Genomic DNA, 24,000 nt, shown 5'->3' on the forward strand with positions numbered 1-24,000 from the left:
TTAGAAAGTTCTCTCCCGAGTCCTGAGACTCGGGAAAAGGATGTACATAAGCTTACGGGTTATTAGTACTACTCGACTATGACATTACTGCCTTTACATCTATAGCCTATCAACGTGGTCATCTTCCACGACCCTTAAAAGAAATCTCATCTTGTGGTGGGTTTCGCGCTTATATGCTTTCAGCGCTTATCCCTTCCAAACGTAGCTACTCTGCGGTGCCCCTGGCGGGACAACAGATACACTAGAGGTTTGTCCAATTCGGTCCTCTCGTACTAGAATCAGATCCACTCAAATTTCTAACGCCCACAGTAGATAGAGACCGAACTGTCTCACGACGTTCTGAACCCAGCTCGCGTGCCACTTTAATGGGCGAACAGCCCAACCCTTGGGACCTTCTCCAGCCCCAGGATGTGACGAGCCGACATCGAGGTGCCAAACCCCCCCGTCGATATGAGCTCTTGGGGGAGATCAGCCTGTTATCCCCGGCGTACCTTTTATCCTTTGAGCGATGGCCCTTCCATGCGGAACCACCGGATCACTATGCTCTACTTTCGTACCTGATCGACCTGTATGTCTCTCAGTCAAGCTCCCTTATGCCATTGCACTCTACGCACGGTTACCAAGCGTACTGAGGGAACCTTTAGAAGCCTCCGTTACTCTTTTGGAGGCGACCACCCCAGTCAAACTACCCACCAAGCAATGTCCCCCACAATATGGGGTTAGGCCTCAGATAAACAAAGGGTTGTATTTCAACAATGACTCCACAACGCCTGGCGACGCCACTTCAAAGTCTCCAACCTATCCTACACATCATTTATCCAAGGTCAATACTAAGCTATAGTAAAGGTGCACAGGGTCTTTTCGTCCCACTGCGGGTAAACGGCATCTTCACCGTTACTACAATTTCACCGAGCTCATGGCTGAGACAGTGTCCAGATCGTTACACCATTCGTGCAGGTCGGAACTTACCCGACAAGGAATTTCGCTACCTTAGGACCGTTATAGTTACGGCCGCCGTTTACTGGGGCTTCAATTCAATGCTTCTCCGAAGATAACATCTCCTCTTAACCTTCCAGCACCGGGCAGGTGTCAGGCCCTATACTTCATCTTACGATTTTGCAGAGCCCTGTGTTTTTGATAAACAGTCGCCTGGACCTCTTCACTGCGGCCCCGATTACTCGGGGCGACCCTTCTCCCGAAGTTACGGGTCTATTTTGCCTAATTCCTTAGCCATGAATCTCTCGAGCACCTTAGGATTCTCTCCTCGACTACCTGTGTCGGTTTACGGTACGGGTACTTATTACCTGAAGTTTAGAGGTTTTTCTTGGAAGCCCTTAGGCGCACTATCTCTTTGTCCGAAGACTCCGAGTACTATCGTATTTCCCCAAGCCGCGTGGATTTGCCTGCGCAGCTTATAGGTAGGTACTTCAACGAACTATTCCGTCAGTTCGCGGCGCTTTCATCACTCCGTCACCCCATCACAGTAATAACTAGTACGGGAATATTAACCCGTTGGCCATCGACTGTCCCTTTCGGGTTCGCCTTAGGTCCCGACTAACCCACAGCTGATTAGCATAGCTGTGGAAACCTTAGTCTTTCGGTGTGCGGGTTTCTCGCCCGCATTATCGTTACTTATGCCTACATTTTCTTTTCTAACCAGTCCAGCATACCTTACGATACACCTTCAACCCTGTTAGAATGCTCCCCTACCACTTACAGTAAACTGTAAATCCATAGCTTCGGTAATATGTTTATGCCCGATTATTATCCATGCTCGTCCGCTCGACTAGTGAGCTGTTACGCACTCTTTAAATGAATGGCTGCTTCCAAGCCAACATCCTAGCTGTCTGGGCAGACAAACCTCGTTCTTTCAACTTAACATATATTTGGGGACCTTAGCTGATGGTCTGGGTTCTTTCCCTCTCGGACTTGGACCTTAGCACCCAAGCCCTCACTGCACGGAAACATTATATAGCATTCGGAGTTTGTCAGGAATTGGTAGGCGGTGAAGCCCCCGCATCCAATCAGTAGCTCTACCTCTATATAACTTTACGCCGTGCGCTGCACCTAAATGCATTTCGGGGAGTACGAGCTATTTCCGAGTTTGATTGGCCTTTCACCCCTACCCACAGGTCATCCGAAGACTTTTCAACGTCAACCGGTTCGGTCCTCCACTGTGTGTTACCACAGCTTCAACCTGCCCATGGGTAGATCACACGGTTTCGCGTCTAACACTACTGACTAAAGCGCCCTATTCAGACTCGCTTTCGCTACGGATCCATGGCTTAACCACTTATCCTTGCCAGCAACGTTAACTCGTAGGCTCATTATGCAAAAGGCACGCCGTCACCCAACGAATGGGCTCCGACCGCTTGTAAGCGTATGGTTTCAGGATCTATTTCACTCCGTTATTCACGGTTCTTTTCACCTTTCCCTCACGGTACTGGTTCACTATCGGTCTCTCAGGAGTATTTAGCCTTAGCGGATGGTCCCGCCAAATTCAGACAGGGTTTCACGTGCCCCGCCCTACTCAGGATACCACTATCCTTTACACTCATTACCCATACGGGACTATCACCCTCTTTGGTTCTACTTTCCAGTAGATTCCGGTTCTTTGTGCAAGAAATATCGTGGTCCTACAACCCCAACATTGCCGTAACAACATTGGTTTGGGCTAATCCGCGTTCGCTCGCCACTACTTACGGAATCACTTTTGTTTTCTTCTCCTCCGCCTACTTAGATGTTTCAGTTCAGCGGGTTTGCCCACCTATCGGTGTACTATGTCTTCAACATAGTGGGTTGCCCCATTCGGGTATCTACGGATCGAATCGTGTGTGCCGATCCCCGTAGCTTTTCGCAGCTTATCACGCCCTTCATCGCCTCTGAGAGCCTAGGCATCCCCCATACGCCCTTATTTTGCTTATTGTACCAATCATAAAATCAATTATGACCGTTTTGTTTCGTTTTACTTAAATAAATCAAGTAAAACTGCTTTCTACTTTTTATTATTTCTTATCTCAATATGTCAATGAACTTTATTGGCTTTTAGCCATAAGCTTTCGCTCTTGTGGAGAATAACGGAGTCGAACCGTTGACCTCCTGCGTGCAAGGCAGGCGCTCTAGCCAGCTGAGCTAATCCCCCAATTTTAGTTATGAGTTATTAGTTATGAGTTATGAATCACAGCTCATAAGGTCTCAACCCTAGAATTTCCTTTTATTAAGTATTTTTCAGTTTTTTTTTAAAATCTTAAATCTAAAATCTTCATTCTTAAATCTAAAATCTCAAATTTTGTAGTCCCGGGCAGACTCGAACTGCCGACCCCTACATTATCAGTGTAGTACTCTAACCAGCTGAGCTACGAGACTCTGTTTTTACTTAATTCTTATTCTTTTTTTTTAAATTAACAGCAAGAGTAATAAAACGTCCACATTCGTTCCCAAATAGTCCTTTTCGTCTTCTTTCTCCAGCGTGCTTGCGCTAACACTGAAGCTCTAGAAAGGAGGTGTTCCAGCCGCACCTTCCGGTACGGCTACCTTGTTACGACTTAGCCCTAGTTACCAGTTTTACCCTAGGCAGCTCCTTGCGGTCACCGACTTCAGGCACCCCCAGCTTCCATGGCTTGACGGGCGGTGTGTACAAGGCCCGGGAACGTATTCACCGGATCATGGCTGATATCCGATTACTAGCGATTCCAGCTTCACGGAGTCGAGTTGCAGACTCCGATCCGAACTGTGACCGGTTTTATAGATTCGCTCCCCCTCGCGAGGTGGCTGCTCTCTGTACCGGCCATTGTAGCACGTGTGTAGCCCAAGGCGTAAGGGCCGTGATGATTTGACGTCATCCCCACCTTCCTCACAGTTTGCACTGGCAGTCTCGTTAGAGTTCCCGACATGACTCGCTGGCAACTAACAACAGGGGTTGCGCTCGTTATAGGACTTAACCTGACACCTCACGGCACGAGCTGACGACAACCATGCAGCACCTTGTAAATTGTCTTGCGAAAGATCTGTTTCCAAATCGGTCAATCTACATTTAAGCCTTGGTAAGGTTCCTCGCGTATCATCGAATTAAACCACATGCTCCACCGCTTGTGCGGGCCCCCGTCAATTCCTTTGAGTTTCATTCTTGCGAACGTACTCCCCAGGTGGGATACTTATCACTTTCGCTTAGCCACTGAACTTGCGCCCAACAGCTAGTATCCATCGTTTACGGCGTGGACTACCAGGGTATCTAATCCTGTTCGCTACCCACGCTTTCGTCCATCAGCGTCAATCCATTAGTAGTAACCTGCCTTCGCAATTGGTATTCCATGTAATCTCTAAGCATTTCACCGCTACACTACATATTCTAGTTACTTCCTAATAATTCAAGTCTAGCAGTATCAATGGCCGTTCCACCGTTGAGCGATGGGCTTTCACCACTGACTTACTAAACCGCCTACGGACCCTTTAAACCCAATGATTCCGGATAACGCTTGGATCCTCCGTATTACCGCGGCTGCTGGCACGGAGTTAGCCGATCCTTATTCTTACAGTACCGTCAAGCTCCTACACGTAGGAGTGTTTCTTCCTGTACAAAAGCAGTTTACAATCCATAGGACCGTCATCCTGCACGCGGCATGGCTGGATCAGGCTTGCGCCCATTGTCCAATATTCCTCACTGCTGCCTCCCGTAGGAGTCTGGTCCGTGTCTCAGTACCAGTGTGGGGGATCTCCCTCTCAGGACCCCTACCCATCGTAGCCTTGGTAAGCCGTTACCTTACCAACTAGCTAATGGGACGCATGCTCATCTTTCACCGTTGTGACTTTAATTAAAAATCGATGCCGATCTTTAATACTATGAGGTATTAATCCAAATTTCTCTGGGCTATCCCTCTGTGAAAGGTAGATTGCATACGCGTTACGCACCCGTGCGCCGGTCTCTTGGTCCGAAAACCAATACCCCTCGACTTGCATGTGTTAAGCCTGCCGCTAGCGTTCATCCTGAGCCAGGATCAAACTCTTCATCGTATATTGTTTGAGATTTAAATCTCTTTATTTATTTGACTGAAGGTCTAGTGGTTTTATTCAAATCTTTCGATTCTATTACTCTTATTTCTTTTGTCTCGATTAATCGAGACGGCTGTCAATTCAATATGTCTAGGAACGTATCTTAATTCTTTCTAAGAATCACATCTCAGTGTGAGTCCGTGTTTCGCGCTTTTCGTTGTTTCTCAAAGCGGGTGCAAAACTAGCAATTCTTTTTTTAACCGGCAAGAAAAATTTGAAGTTTTTTTTTCGAAATCTTTATCTCGATTTCTTCTCTTTCTCTATCCAGTCTCTCAAGGAACGTTGCGCATTTTGCGGGGTGCAAAAGTAAACATCATTTTTAATTCTCGCAAGCTTTTTGAAATCTTTTTTGAATTTTTTTTCAATCTCAATTTCTTCTTCTTGCCAGTCTCTCTATGAACGTCTGCGTTGTTGCGGGTGCAAAAGTAGACCTTTTATTCACTTAAACAATACTTTTTCTAACCTTTTTTTAACCTTATCCTAAAGTTTTTTTCAACACTTTGGTTTTGCGCTATTTACATTTCTTCTTTTTTACGTTTCTTTCCGTTTAGCTCTCACTTTAGAGTGGTTTTTGACGTTTTGCACCGTTTTTAGTGGCAGATTGAAGATGTCAACACCCAAACTACAGGCGGATGCAACCAATTCAGCTAAGCCAAAACACCTATTTATATAGATTCTCACCTCAAAACAGTCTCTCCTATATAATAAGCATGTCTTTTTATATAATCCTATATTATATATGTCACCTTATGTATAGAAGAATCTCTCTTATGAAAGACCTATGCCCTAGCCCCGATAGTAGTGAAAATCCTTGTTGGCCGGTGTTCGGGCAACAAGATTGGAACGAAGAGCGGGATAAAGCTGCTAAACTATATTATCATACATCATCCCTTTTCTAAAAATACTATATCCCCTATTCATTTTTTATTCATGTTTAAAAAACCGAACTTTGCGGCCCAACAAAATATAAATGACTCTTCTTTACATAAAAACTAAAGCCTTATTGATTTCTATTAATGCTCTTCGATTGCATTTGAGTGACCTAAATCATCAAGAACTTTAAAAACGGCAGCTAGTCACTATTAAACAATAGACTCCTATATATTAAGGAATTCTAACACCATCCTAAAGAAGTAAGATTAGACAAAAAATTAATGATTAAAAAAAAGAAACGAAATGTTTAAAAACAATGTATTTAAAGGAGTATTTCTAGTAGCCCTTGGAGCAACCAGTTTTGGGATGCTAGCAACTTTTGTAAAAATGGCATACGCGGAAGGATATACTACCGCAGAGGTAACAATCTCTCAATTTGTATTAGGAATAACCGGAATTCTTATCATTAATGGTTTCCAAAAAGCAAAAAGCGAAGAAGATGTTATTAAAGCATCTAAAAAAAACATATTCCAATTAATGGCTGCTGGGACATCACTTGGTATGACGAGTGTCTTTTATTATATGGCAGTAAAATACGTTCCTGTTTCAATAGCCATTGTATTGTTGATGCAAACCGTATGGATTGGTGTAGTATTAGAAATGCTTTTGGAGAAAAAAATTCCTTCGAAACAAAAAATAGTATCGGTAGTCATTGTTTTAATCGGAACCCTATTAGCAACTGACATCCTTAAAAACGAGATACAACTCGATTGGCGCGGACTACTTTGGGGAATGTTGGCTGCCTGTTCCTTTACCACCACCATGTTTACCGCAAATCGCATTGCCTTAGGAATATCATCTGCTCAAAGAAGTTTATATATGCTTCTCGGAGGTGCTGTTATCGTTTTTGGGTTTGCAATAGCATCACAGAATACTCCACTTAATCTTTCAATATTTCTAAAATGGGGAATCGTCCTATCTCTTTTTGGTACCATCATTCCTCCTATGCTTATGAATGCCGGATTCCCTCTTACCGGAATTGGACTTGGCAGCATTATTTCGGCTCTTGAACTTCCTGTATCTGTTTTAATGGCTTATTTTCTGCTGAATGAAAATATAAATATCACTCAATGGTTTGGCATTGCTCTAATCTTATTAGCAATAATATTAATGAATATAAATTTCAACAGAAACAACAACAATTAAAAGAATAAACATAAAGTATTACATTATTGTTTTATTTTTGTTAGTATATAGCTATGCTTCAGTCGTTTTAATCTAAAAACTAACTATCTAAATAATTCAAAAATGAATCTATCAAAACTCCTTTTATTTGTAGCATTCTTAACTACTGCTCTTTCATTTTCACAAGAACGATATCTTGAAGTTAATAAAGTCAAAATCAAAAATCCTGACGGCACTACTTCTACCGAAAATCATGAGGTTGCTTTTTTATTCAATAAAAAAGATAAAACATGCAGCGTTCGTATTGACTACAAGACACCTCAAATTTTTACAATTGTGAGTGAAAAAAAAGATCCTAAAACAACCGTAAAAACATATGAACTAATTCATAAGGACGGTAGAGAAGTAACTGTTAAAATAAAAAATAACAATATCACCTTTTACAATCATAAAACTGGTAAAAAATATGAAAGCTACATTGATTATTCAAGAGTAGAAGACAAATAAACAACTTATACCGCCATGACTTAACAACAAACTTCACACTATAATTCCAATAAATTTTGTTTTCATTTTGCGATATTTTAATTTAACAAGGTGCACATTAACAGTATTTTTACTAAATTCGTTACAATTAAAACCTAAAATTAACATTATGAAAAAACTATTAGCAGAATTTTTCGGAACGTATTGGCTTGTATTTGGAGGTTGCGGTAGCGCATTATTTGCTTGTAATTTTCCCGGAGCCGGCATCGGCTTTGTTGGTGTTTCACTTGCTTTTGGATTAACCGTTTTAACTATGGCTTATGCAGTAGGGCATATTTCGGGAGGGCATTTTAATCCTGCTGTCTCTTTTGGACTATGGGCTGGTGGACGTTTTTCTGCCAAAGAATTACTCCCTTATATTATTGCACAATGTATAGGTGCCATTGCTGCGGCTGGAACATTATATACTATTGCATCCGGAAAAGCAGGATTCATGATTGACAACACCAAGGCCGGAGCTTTTGCCTCTAATGGATATGGAGCTTTTTCTCCTGATGGATACTCAATGCAATCAGCATTTATTGCAGAGTTTGCCTTAACACTGTTTTTTCTATTAATAATTCTTGGAGCAACCGATAAATTTGCAAATGGAAAATTTGCTGGAGTAGCCATAGGACTAGGTCTAACTCTAATTCACTTAATCAGTATTCCAATTACAAACACCTCTGTAAATCCTGCTAGATCATTATCACAAGCTTTATTTGTAGGTGGCGAACCATTATCACAACTTTGGATGTTTTGGGTAGCTCCAATTTTAGGCGCTATTGTGGCTGGATTCATTTATAAAAACTTACTGCAAGACCATTCAGAAGCTTAGCTTTTTTTGATCAAAACTATATTATAAAGAGAAAAAGAAAGTTTAATCACTTCCTTTTTCTCTTTATTTTTTGCGACATAAATTCCTTTTTTTCAATCACAGCATATAATACATAGAATTACTAAATATCGAAATGAAAGAAAGCCCTACTCCTACTCTAACATCATCATACAACCATATCCTTCGATATCATTTCTGCGAAAAATAAAATCCTGTTTCGAAAATGTTTCGGGACAATTTTGCAACTATACCCTTAATTAATATTGATTACAAATCCAACAACTACGTCATTATACATAAGCATTGAACATGTTTTTTAATTGAAACACAATTCTGATTCTATTCAAAAAAATATTCTCGAACAAGATTCCTCATTAATAACACAAAAAACTACACAACCTTTTAAGAAAGATCAAACATCTAAAAACCCAAAAGCTTGTTATTTATAAAATAAATCTTATATTTATAAAAATTAAATCAGAATACCACCCAAAAACATCCCTCATTATAAAATAGTTAAAAGCAAAATTTTTTTCAATTTTTAATAAAAAGTAATTATTATTTTTATTAATATTGATATCAGATTTAAAATAAATTATATTAATCATTAACACCTATTTGAATTAATTTTCACCTGATGAAAAAGAGTAACCGCAAAGAATTGAACTGGGAACAAACAGAGAAACTTGTTACAATGGCCCAAGAAGAAAAAAATCCATTTGAAATTATTAAAAAAGAATTTGGATTAGCTGAAAAAGAGGTTCTGGAAATTATGAAAAAGAAAATGCCCACAGAAAAATTTGAAATGTGGAAAAAAAAGGCTACTGCTAGTAAACCAAAACCAAAACCTATAAAAATTGATGACTTTGATGAAGATTTAGACGGTAAATATTACATAAAAAACAAACTTGACTAATCAAAAGAAAAACTCCTTTAAAAAACAGGAGTTTTTTTTTAGCCTCAGTTTTTTTACTACCTCTGTAACAATCTAGTTCTTTTATACACTTATTATAAAACAAAAAACAACAAAATGAAAAAATTACTATTTACATTTGCTTTTTCTTCTTTATTTTGGTCAGGTAAGGCCAACGCCTCTACAACTCCTGGTAATCCTAAAAAAGAAAAAATTGAAGTTACCATCAATTTGAATGATGTAAAAGACGATCAAGTTCTTGTTAGCGTTAAGACTCCAAAAATTAACACAAACGAAATCACTTATAGCCTTCCAAAGACAGTCCCTGGAACTTATTCAACGGACGATTATGGAAAATATATCGCTGATTTTAAAGCTTATGACAGTAAAGGAAATTTATTGACTGTTTCTAAATCTGATGATAATACTTGGGTAATCAAAAATGCAAAATCACTGGCAAAGATCACCTATTTGGTAAATGATACCTATGACACTGAAAAAGGCAGAGGTTTCGGGAAAGATGATGTCTTTTCTCCTGCCGGGACAAACATTGATGCCAACAAAAACTTTATGTTAAACCTACATGGTTTTGTTGGTTATTTCCAAGACAAAAAAGAACTACCATACACAGTAACAATAACACATCCAGCATCTCTTTGGGGAGCAACCTCAATGATCGACAAAGATGCATCATCTACAAATGATATTTTTGAGATGCCTCTTTATTCTGAATTGTTGGAAAACCCGATAATGTATTCTAAACCTGATTATACTACTTTTACAGTAGATGGTATGAATATCCAGATTGCTGTTTACTCTCCAACAGGAAAATTTACTGCAGAAAGCATTACTCCTGAAATGAAAACAATGATGACAGCTCAAAAAACATTTTTAGGAAAAATCAATTCCACTAAAAAATACACTGTTATTCTTTACCTTTCTACAATGACTCCTACTGATGCAAAAGGTTTTGGAGCCTTAGAACATCCTACAGCGACAACTGTTGTCATGCCTGAAATGATGCCAAAAGATGAATTGGTAAAACAAATGAAAGACGTAGTATCTCACGAATTCTTTCATATCGTAACTCCATTAACTATTCACTCAAAAGAAATTCAATACTTTGATTATAACGCTCCAAAAATGTCTGAACATTTATGGATGTACGAAGGAGTAACTGAATATTTTGCCAATCTATTCCAAATCAACCAAGGTTTAATCAATGAAGACGAATTCTACTCTAGAATTGCCGAAAAAATTGAACATGCCAATACCATGAATGACACCATACCATTTACAGTTATGAGTGCCAATGTACTAAAAGAGCCTTATAAAGATCAATACTTAAATGTATATGAAAAAGGAGCACTAATCGGAATGTGCTTGGATATTCAAATCAGACAAAGCAGCGAAGGAAAAAGAGGAATTCTTGATTTAATGCATCAACTATCTAATGAATACGGAGTTTCTAAACCATTTAATGATGCCGATTTATTCGCAAAAATAACTTCATTAACTTATCCTGAAGTAGGTGCTTTCCTAACCAAATACGTAGCAGGACCAACACCAATTCCTTATTATGAATATTTAGCAAAAGTAGGTGTAACAAAAGTTGTCAAAAAAACACCAGAAGGAATATTCATAAAAGGTCAAGTCCCTTATATAGGTGTTAGCCACGAAAGCAAAGAAATTTTTGTAGTGCCAAATAAAGAATTGAATGTTTTCTATTCTAATTTAGACCTTAGAGGCGGAGATATAATTCTTGCTATAAATGACAAAGCGTATTCATTAGACAATATTTATGAAATGATTACTGATAGTCAAAAATGGAAAGAAGATGATGCTATTACTATCAAAATAAAAAGAGATGGTAAAGAACAAGTATTAAAAGGAACTGTAAAATTCCCTTACATCGATTCTAATGGGCTTGAAGCAACTGATGCATCAAAAGCCGCTTTAAGACAAGCTTGGTTGAAAGGATAATCCTTTTAAAAAAATCACCCAAATCCCAATCTATTACTAGATTGGGATTTTTTTTTAAATTCAGCTCTATTACATCCTCCAATCCAACATTTTTCTTTATTTTGCGCCAAAATTAAAAAACAGTGGAGTTGTCATAATTATAAGCAATGGCAACAACATGTTCTAAAAAAACAAATATTAATTACACATGAAAAATTCAATTATTGCTTTTGTTACACTATTACTTTTAGTTTCTTGTAACAAAAATGAATCAAAAACTAACTTACATATTACCGGAAACATCAAAGGGTTGAAAGAAGGTACTATATACATTCAACGAGTGGTTGACACTGCTCTTGTAGCAATTGACAGCATCAAGATTGACGGAAACTCAGCTTTTACAAGTGATATTGACTTAAAATCACCAGAAATGTTATATCTATATCTTGACAGAGGAGTTACTAATTCTCTTGACAATAATATTATGTTTTTTGCAGAACCAGGCACTATAAACATAGACACCAACCTAGATACTTTTATTGCAAGTGCAAAAATCACAGGTTCTAAAAACCATGAATTGTATGAAGAGTACAAAAAGATAAACTCTCGATTCAATGATGAAAATCTAACTTTGATACAAGATAAATTTAACGCTATCAAAAATAATAACACCAAAGCTCTAGATAGCATAAACGCAAAACAAGAATCCAATATCAAACGTAAATACCTTTATGCTACTAATTTTGCTGTAAACAATAAAGATCATGAAGTTTCTCCTTATATTGCTTTAGCCGAAATTTATGACATCAACATTAAATATTTGGATACCATTCAAAAATCAATGACTCCAAAAGTGGCTAATTCATTATATGGTAAAAAATTGACCAAATACGTAAATGATATCAAAAAAAGTGAAGCAAAATAGCATTCAACAATAATTTACATATCAAAAACCGCCTTTATTCAAGGCGGTTTTTTTGTTTCTATAATTCAGACATTCAAGTAAGACCCCACTATAAAAAAAGCTGCTAATTTGCATATTACTTATTTATCTTTTCCATAATACTACTAAACGTTTTAGACTACTCCAATGAAATCTTTTAAATCAAATTCTCTAAGCCATTATTCGAATAAATTGATAAAACAGTCCTCCCCCCTATAGGGCTTATTGAAACTAATAACCTAATACCTCTAAAACAAAAAACACCTAACAAAAGTTAGATGCTTTTATTAAAGAACCACAAAAGAGCCTCCTAATTCCTTATTGAGATAATTTTTTTGCTCATATTTTTCCATAAAAAAAACCATAACAAATGAATGTTATGGTTTCTATAAAGAGCCGGCGGAGGGATTCGAACCCACGACCTGCTGATTACAAATCAGCTGCTCTAGCCAACTGAGCTACGCTGGCAGACTCAATATATCTTGTAATGTTGTTAACTTAAATAAAAAACCACCTAAAGAAATAGATGGTTTTTGAGCCGATAGAGGGACTCGAACCCACGACCTGCTGATTACAAATCAGCTGCTCTAGCCAGCTGAGCTACATCGGCCTCATTACGGGTGCAAATATAAGTCTGTATTTCGTTTTTTCAAAATAAATACAGACTTTTTTTTGCCTTTTTTTTACTATAATTCGTTGATTTTAGCAATCAATTGATTAGCAACTTGTTCCAATTCTACATTTATTTGTTTGAAGTGTGCTTTTTTATTTTCAACCTTCTTTTCGTTCACTTTAGTGATCAAAGCGTCAAAAGCAGCGATAGCTTCGTCGATTAATGCATTAGTTTCTGTTGTAGGTTTTCCTGTTGTAGAAATTTCGAACAAGTAAACTGCTTCAATAATATCTCCTAAAACGTAGTTGATGTCTTTCTTTAAATTCTTAACGTTTGCCATTTTATTTTTATTTAATTTGCGTTTGCAAAAGTACACATAATCTTTCTATTACCTACTATGAAATGTAAATTTCTAAGATAGAAGCTTTTCCACTTAGGCTAAATTCATTCATAGCTGCCGGTATTAGAACCGTATCTCCTTTTTTATAATTATATTTTACTGTATTGTATTCTATTTCAAAAGAACCTTCAATGCACATAAAAACAGTAAAAGTTTCTCCTGTTCTATGCATTGTCTTTTCTCCATCTAAAGGAAGAAAATTGGTTGTAAAGTAAGGACAATCAACTATTGTATTAGATTTATTTACCTCCTTAGTATATTCCTTAAATGTATTGACTTTATTGTAATTGATAGCATCAAGAGCCAAATCTACATGCAGCTCTCTTGTATTTCCTTGAGCATCTTTACGATCAAAATCGTATAAACGATACGTTATATCCGATGTTTGCTGTATTTCTGCAACCACTAATCCTGCCCCAATGGCATGAACCGTTCCTGTTTCTAAGAAAAAAACATCTCCCGATTTTACTTTCACATCATCCAGAATAGAAACCAAGGTATTGTTTTCAAGATGCTCTAAATATTCTTTTGAGCTTGAATCTTCTTTAAACCCCACTATAATTCTTGCGTCCTGATCTGCCTGCATAATATACCACATTTCAGTTTTACCAAAAGAGTTGTGACGTTTTTTAGCCAATTCATCATTAGGGTGCACTTGAATCGATAAATCTTCACGAGCATCTAAGTATTTAAAAAGCAATGGAAATTGATTCCCAAATCTTTTATAAACAGCTGTTCCAAGAACTTCGTTTGGATATTCATTGATCAAATCCGTCAATGTTTTTCCTTTATAATCACCGTTAGCAATAACACTAACATCTCCTTCAACTGTAGATAATTCCCAACTTTCTCCTGTTATACTTGAAGTAATCGGTTTATTTAGAACTGACTTTAATTTTTCTCCGCCCCAAATTCTTTCTTTTAAAATCGCTTCAAACTGTAATGGATAAATTTTTGAATTCATGTTTTTTGTGAAAATTTAAATACTATTGTGTTAATTCATTTAATGTAATTTCTTTATAACCTCAAGCGCTTTTGGGATATGTTGAGTTGCCGATATATTATCAAAAATCATAATTATAGTTCCCGTTTTATCTGCTACATAGGTAACTCTTCCCGGTAATATTCCGAATAAACGAGAAGGCACTCCAAAAAGTTTTCTTATTTTCTTATCATGATCTGATAAAAGTATAAAAGGCAACTGAAATTGCCGAGTGAATTTTTGATGCGAAGCCACACTATCACTACTTATTCCTATTACTTCGGCTCCCAGATCTTTAAAATCCTCATACTGATCTCTAAAACTACAAGCCTGTGCAGTACAACCTGATGTGTTGTCTTTTGGATAAAAATAAATAACTAATGGTTTTACACCTATTACACTCTGGCTATCAAAATCATTCCCAGCAGCATCTTTCGCGGTAAAATCTGGGATTTTATCTCCTATTTTCAATCCCATTATTCCCCTTTGTAGGTTACGAAATTACGAGGTGTTTCATAAAGAACCACTTCTAAATCAAATTCTGATTTTATTTTTTTTCTGATTTTATTCCAAATTACAACTACAATATTCTCTGCTGTAGGGTTCAAATCTTGAAATTCTGGTACATCCAGATTCAAATTCTTATGATCAAATTGATCTTCAACCTCAGCTTTGATAATATCTGCCAGAAACTTTACATCCATAACATAACCTGTTTCTTTGTCTATTTCCCCTGTAACACTAACGATTAATTCATAGTTGTGCCCATGAAAATTAGGATTATTACATTTGCCAAAAATGGCATCATTTTGTTCGAAAGTCCAATCTTTTCGATACAAGCGATGGGCAGCATTAAAATGGGCTTTTCTGGATATAGTTACTCTCATAGGTAATTTTAGATTTTAGATTGTCGATTTTAGATTACAGTAATCTAAAATCTTATATTGTATGTTCTTCTAAAAAATGATAAAACTCATCAAAAATGATTTTGAACCAAACGGTATAAATTTCTGGATTCAAAAGCATGTCTTCTTTAATATCTTCAATTTTCATCCATTTCCAATCTTCAACTTCTTCTCTATTGATCAACGGTTCTTCATTATAATAACCAATCATTACGTGATCCAGTTCATGCTCTGTCAAACCATTATCAAAAGGTGCTTTATATATAAAATGAAATAACTCTTTCAACTCTGTATTAAACCCCATTTCTTCAAACAATCTTCGATTACCGGCTTGAATATTTGTTTCGCCTTCACGTTGATGACTACAACAAGTATTGGTCCATAACAAAGGAGAATGGTATTTTTGATGTGCTCTTTGCTGGAGCATGATTTCGTTTCTATCATTCAAAACAAAAACAGAAAAAGCACGATGTAAGATGGCTTTTTCATGTGCTTCTAATTTGGGCATTAAACCAATTTGCTGATCTAATTCATTCACTAATATTACTTGTTCTTCTTCCATATATTGTATTGATGAAGCAAAAGTACAAAAAAGATATGCTTTATAAAGGCTTTAACATCCTTTTGGTTCTTTGTTGAGATCATTTCTCTTGACGAATCTTAGAATCCCAATCAAAGAAATTCTACATTCTCTTTTTGTATCTTTGATACTAATCTATTTAGAAAAAAAAGAATAAAAAACATCAACCTATTAAACAGGATTGAATACTAAAAAAAGTAATTGATCCAACTGTTAAAGCACCCGAAAAGATAGAATCTAAAAACCATCCTATCTATTACTTTTTTAAAACCAAGAAGTCATTTTTGACACAACTAACAATAGTTAAATATTTTATAAATAGAGATAGAATTGTAAAATACCCGACATTTCGATTCCTATTCGTCGATTATCTTTGAGGTATAAAAACAAACACAATGAAAACAACATCATTTTTTTACATTTTACTTCTGCTTCCCCTATTTGCTTTTCATGCATGCGGACAGAGTAAGGAAACTAAGAGCAGCGCTATGACTCCAGTTGAAACCTATAAAACAAAACCTGGAAATCCGTACTACTCGCACACTGACACTACAAAACTAAATTTGACTGACTCCGAATGGAAAAAAATCCTGCCGGAAGACGTTTATTTAGTTTCTCGCAAAGCTAATACGGAAAGAGCATTTACCGGAAAATATTGGAATACTGACCAAAAAGGCACTTATTATTGTGCTGCTTGCGGTAATACCCTTTTCCGATCAGGAGCCAAATTTGCAAGCAGTTGTGGTTGGCCAAGTTTTTTTGAACAAGAAAACAAAAAAAGTATTGTATTTAGAAACGATAATTCTTTAGGAATGGAAAGAATAGAAGCTCTTTGTGGCAGATGTGGAGGTCATTTAGGTCACTTATTTGATGACGGTCCTGCTCCAACCGGCAAAAGATACTGTATGAATTCTATAGCACTTGATTTTGTTCCAGATACTAAATAAAAAATCAAATCAATCTTTATCCCAATGAAAACAATTATTTTAGCCTGTTTGCTAATCACCGGAACCCTTTTTTCTCAAAATAATAATACAACTAAAAAAATGACACAATCTAATTTTGAAACCATAACTCTTGGAGGTGGCTGCTACTGGTGTGTAGAAGCTGTTTACGAAAATCTGAAAGGAGTAAAATCAGTCGTTTCCGGATTTTCAGGAGGCAAAACAGCCAATCCAAGTTACGAAGAAGTTTGTTCTGGTACCACAGGTTATGCTGAAGTAGTTCAAATTACTTTTGACAAAAACGTAACCAGTCTCGATGAAATTTTCAAAGTATTTTTTACTGTACACGATCCAACAACACTTAATAGACAAGGTGCCGATAGAGGAACCCAATACCGTTCTGTAATTTTTTATAATAATGAAGAACAAAAACAGGAAGCTCAATCTATTATAGCTGAATTAAAAAAAGCTAAAGTATATGAAAACCCAATCGTGACTACATTAGAACCTTTTACTAAATTTTACAAAGCTGCAGATTACCATCAAAACTATTATGCCAATAACAAAAATCAGCCCTATTGCCAAATGGTCATTCAGCCAAAACTTGAAAAATTCGAAAAAATTTTTAAAGACAAACTGAAAAATAAGAAGTAGTTTTATCAAATTAATTAAAGGCGGAATATCAATTTCGCCTTTTTTAATATCTCAAAATAACAAAATCATTCCATATATTTTTTTATAAAATGAACAGCCAAAACCCAAGTACAGCAATCGAGGAATTACCCAATGATCTTATCCTGATAAAGAAAATACTAAATGACATTGGTGACTTTGAAATTAGCCATCCCTTTCTTGAACCTGAAAGTTCAGAATACGGAGCCTGTACTTTCGTTCTAAACAATCTAAACATTCGATACCGAACTGCAAAAATTACTCCTACAAAAACTGGTCAATTTGTTACGCTATGGAAAAGAATTAATCAAGGTCCTATTCAGCCATTTGACAGTAATGACCCTATCGATTTATTTATTATTAGTACCAGAAAAGAAAATCACTTTGGGCTGTTTATTTTCCCAAAATCAGTACTGATAACCAAAGAAATCGTTTCCGATAAAAAAGAAGGAAAACGTGCTATTCGTGTTTATCCGCCGTGGGATGTAACTACTAGTAAACAAGCTCAAAAAACACAGAAATGGCAATTGGATTATTTTTTAGAGATAAATCAAACAATGGATTTGAAGCGTGTAAAATCACTCTTTCTTACAGAAAATTAAAAAAACTGACTCTCATTTCCTATAATTCAAAACATATTTTTATACATTTATTCAAATTAAACAATAAAAAATAATAACATAAAAAGCATGGATAAACTTGAAAAAGAATTAAAAAGAGAATTTCAACTCGAACGATTAATACTATTTAGTGATGCAGTTTTTGCAATTGCAATTACCTTATTGGTAATAGAAATTAAAGTTCCACACATTGAGACTAATATCAATGACACTATTGTTTTTAATGAGCTTTTGCATCTGATACCAAAATTCTTTGGGTTTGTGGTTAGTTTTTTTGTAATTGGAATTTACTGGACAGTTCATCACCGTCTTTTTAGTTATTTGATTAATTATGACACAAAATTAATATGGTTAAATATTTTATTTCTATTTTCAATAGTTCTTATGCCCTTTACAACTGCTTTATGTAGTGAATTTTTCCAGCCTCATTTACACATTCCCTACTTAATTTACACTATTAATATCTGTTTAACAGGCTTAATTAGTTTTCTCTTGGTAAAACATTTAGCTTATTCAAAAAATAATATTACTGATGGATTTGAAGATGAAAATCTGATAAAGGCTTCAATTGCCAAAAGTTTGATGATGCCAACTATATTTCTCTCCGGATTACTGATTTCCTATATTTTACCAGCATGGATTGGAAGAATGTCAACTGTATTTATTCCTTTATACCTTTGGTGTGTAAATAAAAAATACAACCAAAAACACAATTAAAAATACATTACCAAAAAACAATATAACTATGAGAAAGAAAACACTTAAACATCAAACCTTTTATCTGTCGCTTCTATTGATCCTGGTGCTAAATTTAGCACAAGCCCAAGAAAAAAAAGTGGCTCCAACTTCGCAAGAATTATACAACGAAATTGCAAAAATGGATACTGTTCTTTTTGACGCTTTCAATGTAAAAGACATGGCTAAATTCAAGCCTCTGTTTACAGAAGATTTAGAATGGTATCAAGACAATGGCGGATTGCTTTCCTATCAAACCGTTTTTTCAAATTTCGAAAAGATGTTTAATAATGAAAACAAACTCACTCGACAGTTGGTTAAAGGAAGCCTAGAAGTACATCCTATAAAAGATTTTGGCGCTATTGAAATTGCTACTCATCAATTCCGACATATGGAAAACGGGAAAGAAGAAGTAGGTACATTTAAATTTGTTGCTATTTGGAAAAAAATAGATAATCAATGGAAAGTTTCAAGAATGATTAGCTACGATCATTAATCATAAAAATTACCATTCCTGCATAATTACTTGTCATACGGGAACAACAAATTAATGCTAAAAACATTCTAAATGACTATTAGAGAAGCTAAAATTGAAGACATAAAACAAATTCAAATCGTACGGAATTCTGTTTTAGAGAACACCTTATCAAACCCTAACTTGGTAACAGACGAAGATTGTAGAGAATTCTTGACGATACGAGGAAAAGGTTGGGTTTGTGAAATTGATAATGAAATTGTTGGTTTTTCAATTGTTGATCTAAAAGACAACAATATTTGGGCTCTATTTATGAAGCCAGAATTTGAAAAGAAGGGAATTGGCAAACAACTTCATGACATTATGCTTGACTGGTATTTTGAGCAAACAAAAGACAATGTTTGGCTGGGAACTTCTCCAATGACTCGAGCTGAAATTTTTTATAGAAAAGCTGGTTGGACAGAGATTGGAACGCACGGAAAAAATGAAATTAAGTTTGAAATGACCTATAAAGACTGGACAGCTAAGAAGCAGAACCAAACATTATCTAGCTAATAAAATTTAGCTTTCTTTGTATCCTCTAAAAAATAAAAAAATGAAAGCACTTACCTTTTCTTCCTTTGGAAATTCAGATGTTCTTGAATATATAGAAATCCCAACTCCTGTATTAAAAAAAGATGAGATATTAGTCGAAATGAAAGCTATTGGTCTCAACTTTGCCGATGTGTATAGACGTAAAGGAAATTACCATCTCAAAGGGAATCCTCCTTTTATTGCTGGTTATGAAGGTGCCGGAATTGTGGTGGAGACCAATGGAAATTCCGACTTTAGAGTTGGAGATCGTGTAGCTTTTGCCGATGTTCCTTTTGCTAATGCTGAATTGGTAGCAGTTCCTCTTGACCATGTAATTCCGTTACCAGACAGTATATCTTTCGAAACCGCAGCGACTATTTTGTTGCAAGGACTAACCGCTCATTATTTGGCAACCGACAGTCATAAAACCCAAAACGGAGAAACAGTATTGGTTCATGCTTCGGCTGGTGGAGTCGGGCAATTCTTGACACAAATCAGTAAACTTCTAGGTGCTAGAGTTATTGGACTAACATCATCTTCTGAAAAAGCTGAAGTCTCAAAACAAAATGGAGCTGACGCTGTTTTTCTATATTCAGAAGATTGGAAAAAGCAAGTTTTAGATTTTTGCCCAAATGGTGTAGATGTTGTTTACGACAGTATTGGCAGCACCTTGAATGATAGTTTTGAAGTAACCAAAATGTGTGGGCAAGTTGTATTTTTTGGAATGGCTGGTGGCGATCCTGAATTTGTAAACCCAAGAATGCTGATGGATACTTCTAAAACATTGACGGGTGGTGATTTATGGAGCTATTTGATTTCAAAAGAAGAGCGCATCAAAAGAGCTCACCAATTATTTAATTGGATTGCCAATGGTGATATAACTATAGCAACTCCAACAATTTTCAAACTATCAGAAGGCAAAAATGCTCATGATTATTTAGAAAGCCGAAAAAGCACTGGAAAAATTATCCTGATTCCGTAAATAATCAGAGCGTGCCATCAATATAAAAAGGGCTGACTAAGCGGTGCTAAAGTCAGCCCTTTTTATATTGGTGTCGGGCTATCCGAGCTACTTCGGTAGCTTCCTCTTATTCCTCACGGAAAAAATCTATTATAACTGATTAACTTCAATCTTCGTTAATTCAGATAATTCTAAAATTCTGTCTACTTCACTTTTATTTGCCACAAAAAACAAATAATTATCTCCATACGTTTCGTAAGTCATTAATTCAAGATTTTGTTTTGCTAAAGCAGACTGAATATAAGGAAACAAATCATGGCAATATGTTTTTTCCGGGTATTCAAAATTGAAATCTTCACCTATTAACTCTGAAATGAAATATTCTGCATCTTCTGGGCCAAATTTCCAATCACTGTTCCAACTATCTATACTTTCAAAAAAATCAAAATGACCTTCAACTTTCGAATGATATTCTTTTGGTTCTTTTTTAAAATTCTCCAAAAGTTTTTTTGATTGCTCTTGAAGCAGTTCTTCTTCTATATCTCCTCTTGAAACCAGTTTTATAAATTCTTCGAAAATTTCTTCAGTAACCTCGATTTCTTCTGGCAATAAATTCTCTTGTGTAGGAACATTAATGTCTTCAGGCAATTCGATTTCTAGATACTGACAAATTCCCTGCAAAACTCTTTCAAATTCTTTAAACCCTATTTTCTGAATTTCATTTTTAGGATTATTTATATCAATATATTCTGTATCCAAAATCGCTTTTGTGTAATCCGAAAAATAATCATGACTGTATAAAATTCTAAAATCATTTGTTTCCAAACTATCAGTACAACAAAAGAAAATGATAAAATTATGCAAAACATGTTTTAGATAATTTTTCATTTCTGGAATTGGCTCCGTATAAAATTGAATATGAATACAATCGTATTCTAATTCCTGAAGCATATGCTCTTCAGAAATTGGACCGATATTTATCTTTTTATACAACTCATTTAAAACTTCATAAGCATTTTTAAAACCGCTTTTTTTGATTTCATTTCTCCCTTCTTCATGATCAAATGAAGTTGGAAACGTATACAAATTCACAGAAACTGTATCATGAATTCCTTTCATTTTAAATTCCAGGCTATTTTCCTCTGTATACAAATAAGAATAAATCGAATCAATAACATCAAAAGATACAATTGATTTTTGATTGTTATTTCCACCAAATAAATTAGAAAAAAATTTTTTCATTGAAATATGTTATTTTAAAGCTTCGGCAATCATTAAGGCGCATTTTTCTCCATCAATGGCTGCAGAGATAATCCCTCCTGCATAACCAGCTCCTTCTCCGCACGGATACAAACCTTTTATTTCCAAATGTTCGTAAGTAAATGCATCTCTAGGAATACGAACCGGTGATGAAGTTCTAGATTCAGGTGCATGCAAGATAGCTTCATTTGTTAAATATCCTCGCATAGATTTACCAAATTCTTTGAACCCTTCGCGCAAAATTTGTGATAAAAATCCTGGAAAAACTTGTCCCATTTCTACCGAAGTAGTTCCCGGAACATAGGAAGTTTTAGGTATATCCGATGAAACTTTGTTTTGGGTAAAATCTAGCATGCGTTGAGCTGGCACTTTTTGGGTTTTTCCGGCCAAATGCCATGCTTTTTGCTCGATGCTTTTTTGAAATTCCATTCCAGCTAAAGCTCCAAATTTAGAAAAAGGCTTAAAATCTTCCAGTTTCAATTCGATAACAATTCCAGAATTGGCGGTGGCTTGATCGCGTTTAGATGGAGACCAACCATTAGTCACTACTTCGCCGGGACTAGTAGCACAAGGTGCAATCACCCCTCCCGGGCACATACAAAACGAATACATACCACGACCGTTAACCTGCTTCACTATAGAATAAGGTGCTGGCGGTAAATATTCACCACGGTAATCACAACTATACTGAATACTGTCTATTAAGGATTGTTGATGTTCTGCTCTTACTCCTAATGCAAAAGGCTTTGCCTCGATAAGAACTTTCTTTCTATCAAGTAATTCGAATATATCTCGAGCGGAATGCCCTGTTGCCAGAATTAATTTATTTGCAGAGATTGTTTCTCCATTTTGAGTTACAACTCCTTGTACTTCATTATTTTTTATAAGAATATCAGTCACTCGAGTTTCGAACAAAACTTGCCCCCCACATTCGATGATTTTTGTTCTGATATCTTGTATGATTTGTGGCAATTTATTGGTCCCAATATGCGGATGAGCATCTACCAATATATCCCCAGTAGCTCCAAAAGCAACCAATAGCTCTAATATTCTAGTAACATCGCCACGTTTTTTAGAACGTGTATATAATTTACCATCTGAGTAAGTTCCTGCTCCACCTTCTCCAAAACAATAATTGGAATCTTCATTAACAATATGATCAACATTGATGGCTTTCAAATCACGGCGACGTCCACGAACATCTTTTCCGCGTTCAATTACTATTGGCTTTAAGCCTAATTCAATCAATTGCAAAGCAGCAAAAAGTCCAGCAGGTCCTGCTCCAACAACAATAACTTCTTGTGCAGTTGACACATTCTTATAATCCGGTAGTTCTATTTTATTTTCTTGAAAAGATTCACCTTTTAGATAGATAACAACTTTCAGATTGATTTTTATCGCTTTTTGACGCGCATCAATTGAACGTTTTAAAATTGAAATATGCTGAATTTCGTTTGGAGAAACTTTTATTTGTTTAGACAAATAATCTTTAAGCAACACTTCGTTTGCAGCAGTTTCTGGGGTTACCTGAAGTAAAAGTTCTCTTGGCATTGTATTTTATTTATTCTATTAGCTTTTCTTTCTATGAAAAGAAGTTACAAAAGTAACATTTTGAAATGAAATTAGTTCTTTAATATAAAATCCATTTTAAAAATAGACTTTGTACCTTTGTCACTTAGAACCTTTGTACCTTAATAAATAATGTCCAGAAAAATAAAATTAATTTGGGATTTTCGAGGCCCTGCTTCCGCTAAAACAGCCGAACACCACGAAATTCATTTGAAAGAATATATTGTAATTGAAAAACTTCCTTTGAATATCACTGGTTTTTCAATTCTAAACGATATGTACGCTACAGCCTTCATGGTCGTAACCGACGAAAATATGATTCAAGTAAGAGATGCTTTGAAACCGCATCGAGGAGAAATTTATGAAGAATAAATATTCAATAAAAAAAATCCAAATTCCAAGAACTAGTGATAGTTTGGAATT

21 protein-coding genes, 4 tRNA genes and 2 rRNA genes are annotated in these 24,000 nt (G+C 35.8%); 14 read left to right on the top strand and 13 right to left on the bottom strand.

Annotation, left to right across the window (positions count from 1 at the left end):
- Positions 1–42: 42 nt before the first annotated feature.
- The 4 genes from OZP08_RS19200 to OZP08_RS19215 form a co-directional block, all read right to left on the bottom strand.
- Positions 43–2,926: ribosomal RNA gene (locus OZP08_RS19200) — 23S ribosomal RNA — on the bottom strand.
- Between the two features lie 142 nt (positions 2,927–3,068).
- Positions 3,069–3,142: transfer RNA gene (locus OZP08_RS19205), tRNA-Ala, on the bottom strand.
- A gap of 150 nt (positions 3,143–3,292) precedes the next feature.
- Positions 3,293–3,366, bottom strand: a tRNA-Ile gene (locus OZP08_RS19210).
- A 130-nt stretch (positions 3,367–3,496) separates the two neighbouring features.
- Positions 3,497–5,010 (bottom strand): 16S ribosomal RNA (locus OZP08_RS19215).
- The 16S and 23S rRNA genes sit together here with 2 tRNA genes alongside, the layout of an rRNA operon.
- Positions 5,011–6,225: 1,215 nt before the next feature.
- On the opposite strand from OZP08_RS19215, the gene OZP08_RS19220 reads away from it, so the two are divergent.
- From OZP08_RS19220 to OZP08_RS19245, 6 genes are all read left to right on the top strand, one after another.
- Complete coding sequence (locus OZP08_RS19220; protein ID WP_281322623.1) at positions 6,226–7,128, top strand: EamA family transporter; 903 nt, start codon at positions 6,226–6,228, stop codon at positions 7,126–7,128.
- A 102-nt stretch (positions 7,129–7,230) separates the two neighbouring features.
- On the top strand, positions 7,231–7,614 hold the full coding sequence (locus OZP08_RS19225) for a hypothetical protein (RefSeq protein WP_281322624.1): 384 nt from the start codon (positions 7,231–7,233) through the stop codon (positions 7,612–7,614).
- 148 nt (positions 7,615–7,762) lie between these two features.
- The gene (gene aqpZ / locus OZP08_RS19230; RefSeq protein WP_281322625.1) at positions 7,763–8,470 is read left to right on the top strand and encodes an aquaporin Z; all 708 of its coding nucleotides are present in this window, start codon (positions 7,763–7,765) and stop codon (positions 8,468–8,470) included.
- A 637-nt stretch (positions 8,471–9,107) separates the two neighbouring features.
- Positions 9,108–9,386, top strand: a complete 279-nt coding sequence (locus tag OZP08_RS19235) for a DUF2805 domain-containing protein (RefSeq protein WP_281322626.1) — start codon at positions 9,108–9,110, stop codon at positions 9,384–9,386.
- Between the two features lie 114 nt (positions 9,387–9,500).
- Positions 9,501–11,366, top strand: coding sequence for a M61 family metallopeptidase (locus OZP08_RS19240; protein WP_281322627.1), 1,866 nt, complete (start codon positions 9,501–9,503; stop codon positions 11,364–11,366).
- A 187-nt stretch (positions 11,367–11,553) separates the two neighbouring features.
- Positions 11,554–12,270, top strand: a complete 717-nt coding sequence (locus OZP08_RS19245) for a DUF4369 domain-containing protein (RefSeq protein ID WP_281322628.1) — start codon at positions 11,554–11,556, stop codon at positions 12,268–12,270.
- Positions 12,271–12,682: 412 nt separating this feature from the next.
- Here OZP08_RS19245 and OZP08_RS19250 read toward each other — a convergent pair.
- From OZP08_RS19250 to idi, 7 genes are all read right to left on the bottom strand, one after another.
- A tRNA-Thr gene (locus tag OZP08_RS19250) sits at positions 12,683–12,756 on the bottom strand.
- A gap of 68 nt (positions 12,757–12,824) precedes the next feature.
- A tRNA-Thr gene (locus OZP08_RS19255) sits at positions 12,825–12,898 on the bottom strand.
- Positions 12,899–12,974: 76 nt separating this feature from the next.
- Complete coding sequence (locus tag OZP08_RS19260) at positions 12,975–13,241, bottom strand: hypothetical protein (protein ID WP_268847654.1); 267 nt, start codon at positions 13,239–13,241, stop codon at positions 12,975–12,977.
- A gap of 55 nt (positions 13,242–13,296) precedes the next feature.
- Positions 13,297–14,265 (bottom strand): type I phosphomannose isomerase catalytic subunit, encoded by a 969-nt coding sequence (locus OZP08_RS19265; RefSeq protein WP_268847655.1) that lies wholly within the window; start codon positions 14,263–14,265, stop codon positions 13,297–13,299.
- Positions 14,266–14,304: 39 nt separating this feature from the next.
- On the bottom strand, positions 14,305–14,760 hold the full coding sequence (locus tag OZP08_RS19270; RefSeq protein ID WP_281322629.1) for a peroxiredoxin: 456 nt from the start codon (positions 14,758–14,760) through the stop codon (positions 14,305–14,307).
- Positions 14,760–15,170, bottom strand: a complete 411-nt coding sequence (locus tag OZP08_RS19275) for a 6-pyruvoyl trahydropterin synthase family protein (RefSeq protein ID WP_281322630.1) — start codon at positions 15,168–15,170, stop codon at positions 14,760–14,762. Before OZP08_RS19275 ends, OZP08_RS19270 begins: the two co-directional genes overlap by 1 nt.
- A gap of 52 nt (positions 15,171–15,222) precedes the next feature.
- A complete protein-coding gene (gene idi, locus OZP08_RS19280; RefSeq protein WP_268847656.1) occupies positions 15,223–15,750 on the bottom strand; it encodes an isopentenyl-diphosphate Delta-isomerase in 528 nt (175 codons plus the stop codon).
- 413 nt (positions 15,751–16,163) lie between these two features.
- On the opposite strand from idi, the gene msrB reads away from it, so the two are divergent.
- From msrB to OZP08_RS19315, 7 genes are all read left to right on the top strand, one after another.
- Positions 16,164–16,715, top strand: coding sequence for a peptide-methionine (R)-S-oxide reductase MsrB (gene msrB / locus OZP08_RS19285; RefSeq protein WP_281322631.1), 552 nt, complete (start codon positions 16,164–16,166; stop codon positions 16,713–16,715).
- 24 nt (positions 16,716–16,739) lie between these two features.
- Positions 16,740–17,366: a peptide-methionine (S)-S-oxide reductase MsrA gene (gene msrA, locus OZP08_RS19290; protein ID WP_268847657.1), complete on the top strand. Its 627-nt coding sequence runs from the start codon at positions 16,740–16,742 to the stop codon at positions 17,364–17,366.
- A gap of 89 nt (positions 17,367–17,455) precedes the next feature.
- On the top strand, positions 17,456–17,986 hold the full coding sequence (locus tag OZP08_RS19295; protein ID WP_281322632.1) for a MepB family protein: 531 nt from the start codon (positions 17,456–17,458) through the stop codon (positions 17,984–17,986).
- Between the two features lie 87 nt (positions 17,987–18,073).
- Complete coding sequence (locus OZP08_RS19300) at positions 18,074–18,721, top strand: TMEM175 family protein (protein WP_268847659.1); 648 nt, start codon at positions 18,074–18,076, stop codon at positions 18,719–18,721.
- Positions 18,722–18,749: 28 nt separating this feature from the next.
- Positions 18,750–19,235, top strand: coding sequence for a nuclear transport factor 2 family protein (locus tag OZP08_RS19305; RefSeq protein WP_281322633.1), 486 nt, complete (start codon positions 18,750–18,752; stop codon positions 19,233–19,235).
- Between the two features lie 72 nt (positions 19,236–19,307).
- Complete coding sequence (locus OZP08_RS19310; RefSeq protein ID WP_268847661.1) at positions 19,308–19,769, top strand: GNAT family N-acetyltransferase; 462 nt, start codon at positions 19,308–19,310, stop codon at positions 19,767–19,769.
- Positions 19,770–19,809: 40 nt separating this feature from the next.
- On the top strand, positions 19,810–20,769 hold the full coding sequence (locus OZP08_RS19315) for a quinone oxidoreductase family protein (protein ID WP_268847662.1): 960 nt from the start codon (positions 19,810–19,812) through the stop codon (positions 20,767–20,769).
- Between the two features lie 129 nt (positions 20,770–20,898).
- On the opposite strand, the gene OZP08_RS19320 is transcribed toward OZP08_RS19315, so the two are convergent.
- Positions 20,899–21,990: a DUF6630 family protein gene (locus OZP08_RS19320; RefSeq protein ID WP_281322634.1), complete on the bottom strand. Its 1,092-nt coding sequence runs from the start codon at positions 21,988–21,990 to the stop codon at positions 20,899–20,901.
- A 9-nt stretch (positions 21,991–21,999) separates the two neighbouring features.
- Positions 22,000–23,559 carry an NAD(P)/FAD-dependent oxidoreductase gene (locus tag OZP08_RS19325; protein ID WP_281322635.1) on the bottom strand — a complete coding sequence of 520 codons (1,560 nt, stop codon included), beginning with the start codon at positions 23,557–23,559 and terminating at the stop codon, positions 22,000–22,002.
- Between the two features lie 150 nt (positions 23,560–23,709).
- Between OZP08_RS19325 and OZP08_RS19330 the strand changes: the two genes are divergently transcribed.
- Complete coding sequence (locus OZP08_RS19330; protein ID WP_268847664.1) at positions 23,710–23,949, top strand: hypothetical protein; 240 nt, start codon at positions 23,710–23,712, stop codon at positions 23,947–23,949.
- Positions 23,950–24,000: the final 51 nt, after the last annotated feature.

The sequence above is a fragment of the Flavobacterium aestivum genome (assembly GCF_026870175.2).
Classification (GTDB): Bacteria; Bacteroidota; Bacteroidia; order Flavobacteriales; family Flavobacteriaceae; genus Flavobacterium; species Flavobacterium aestivum.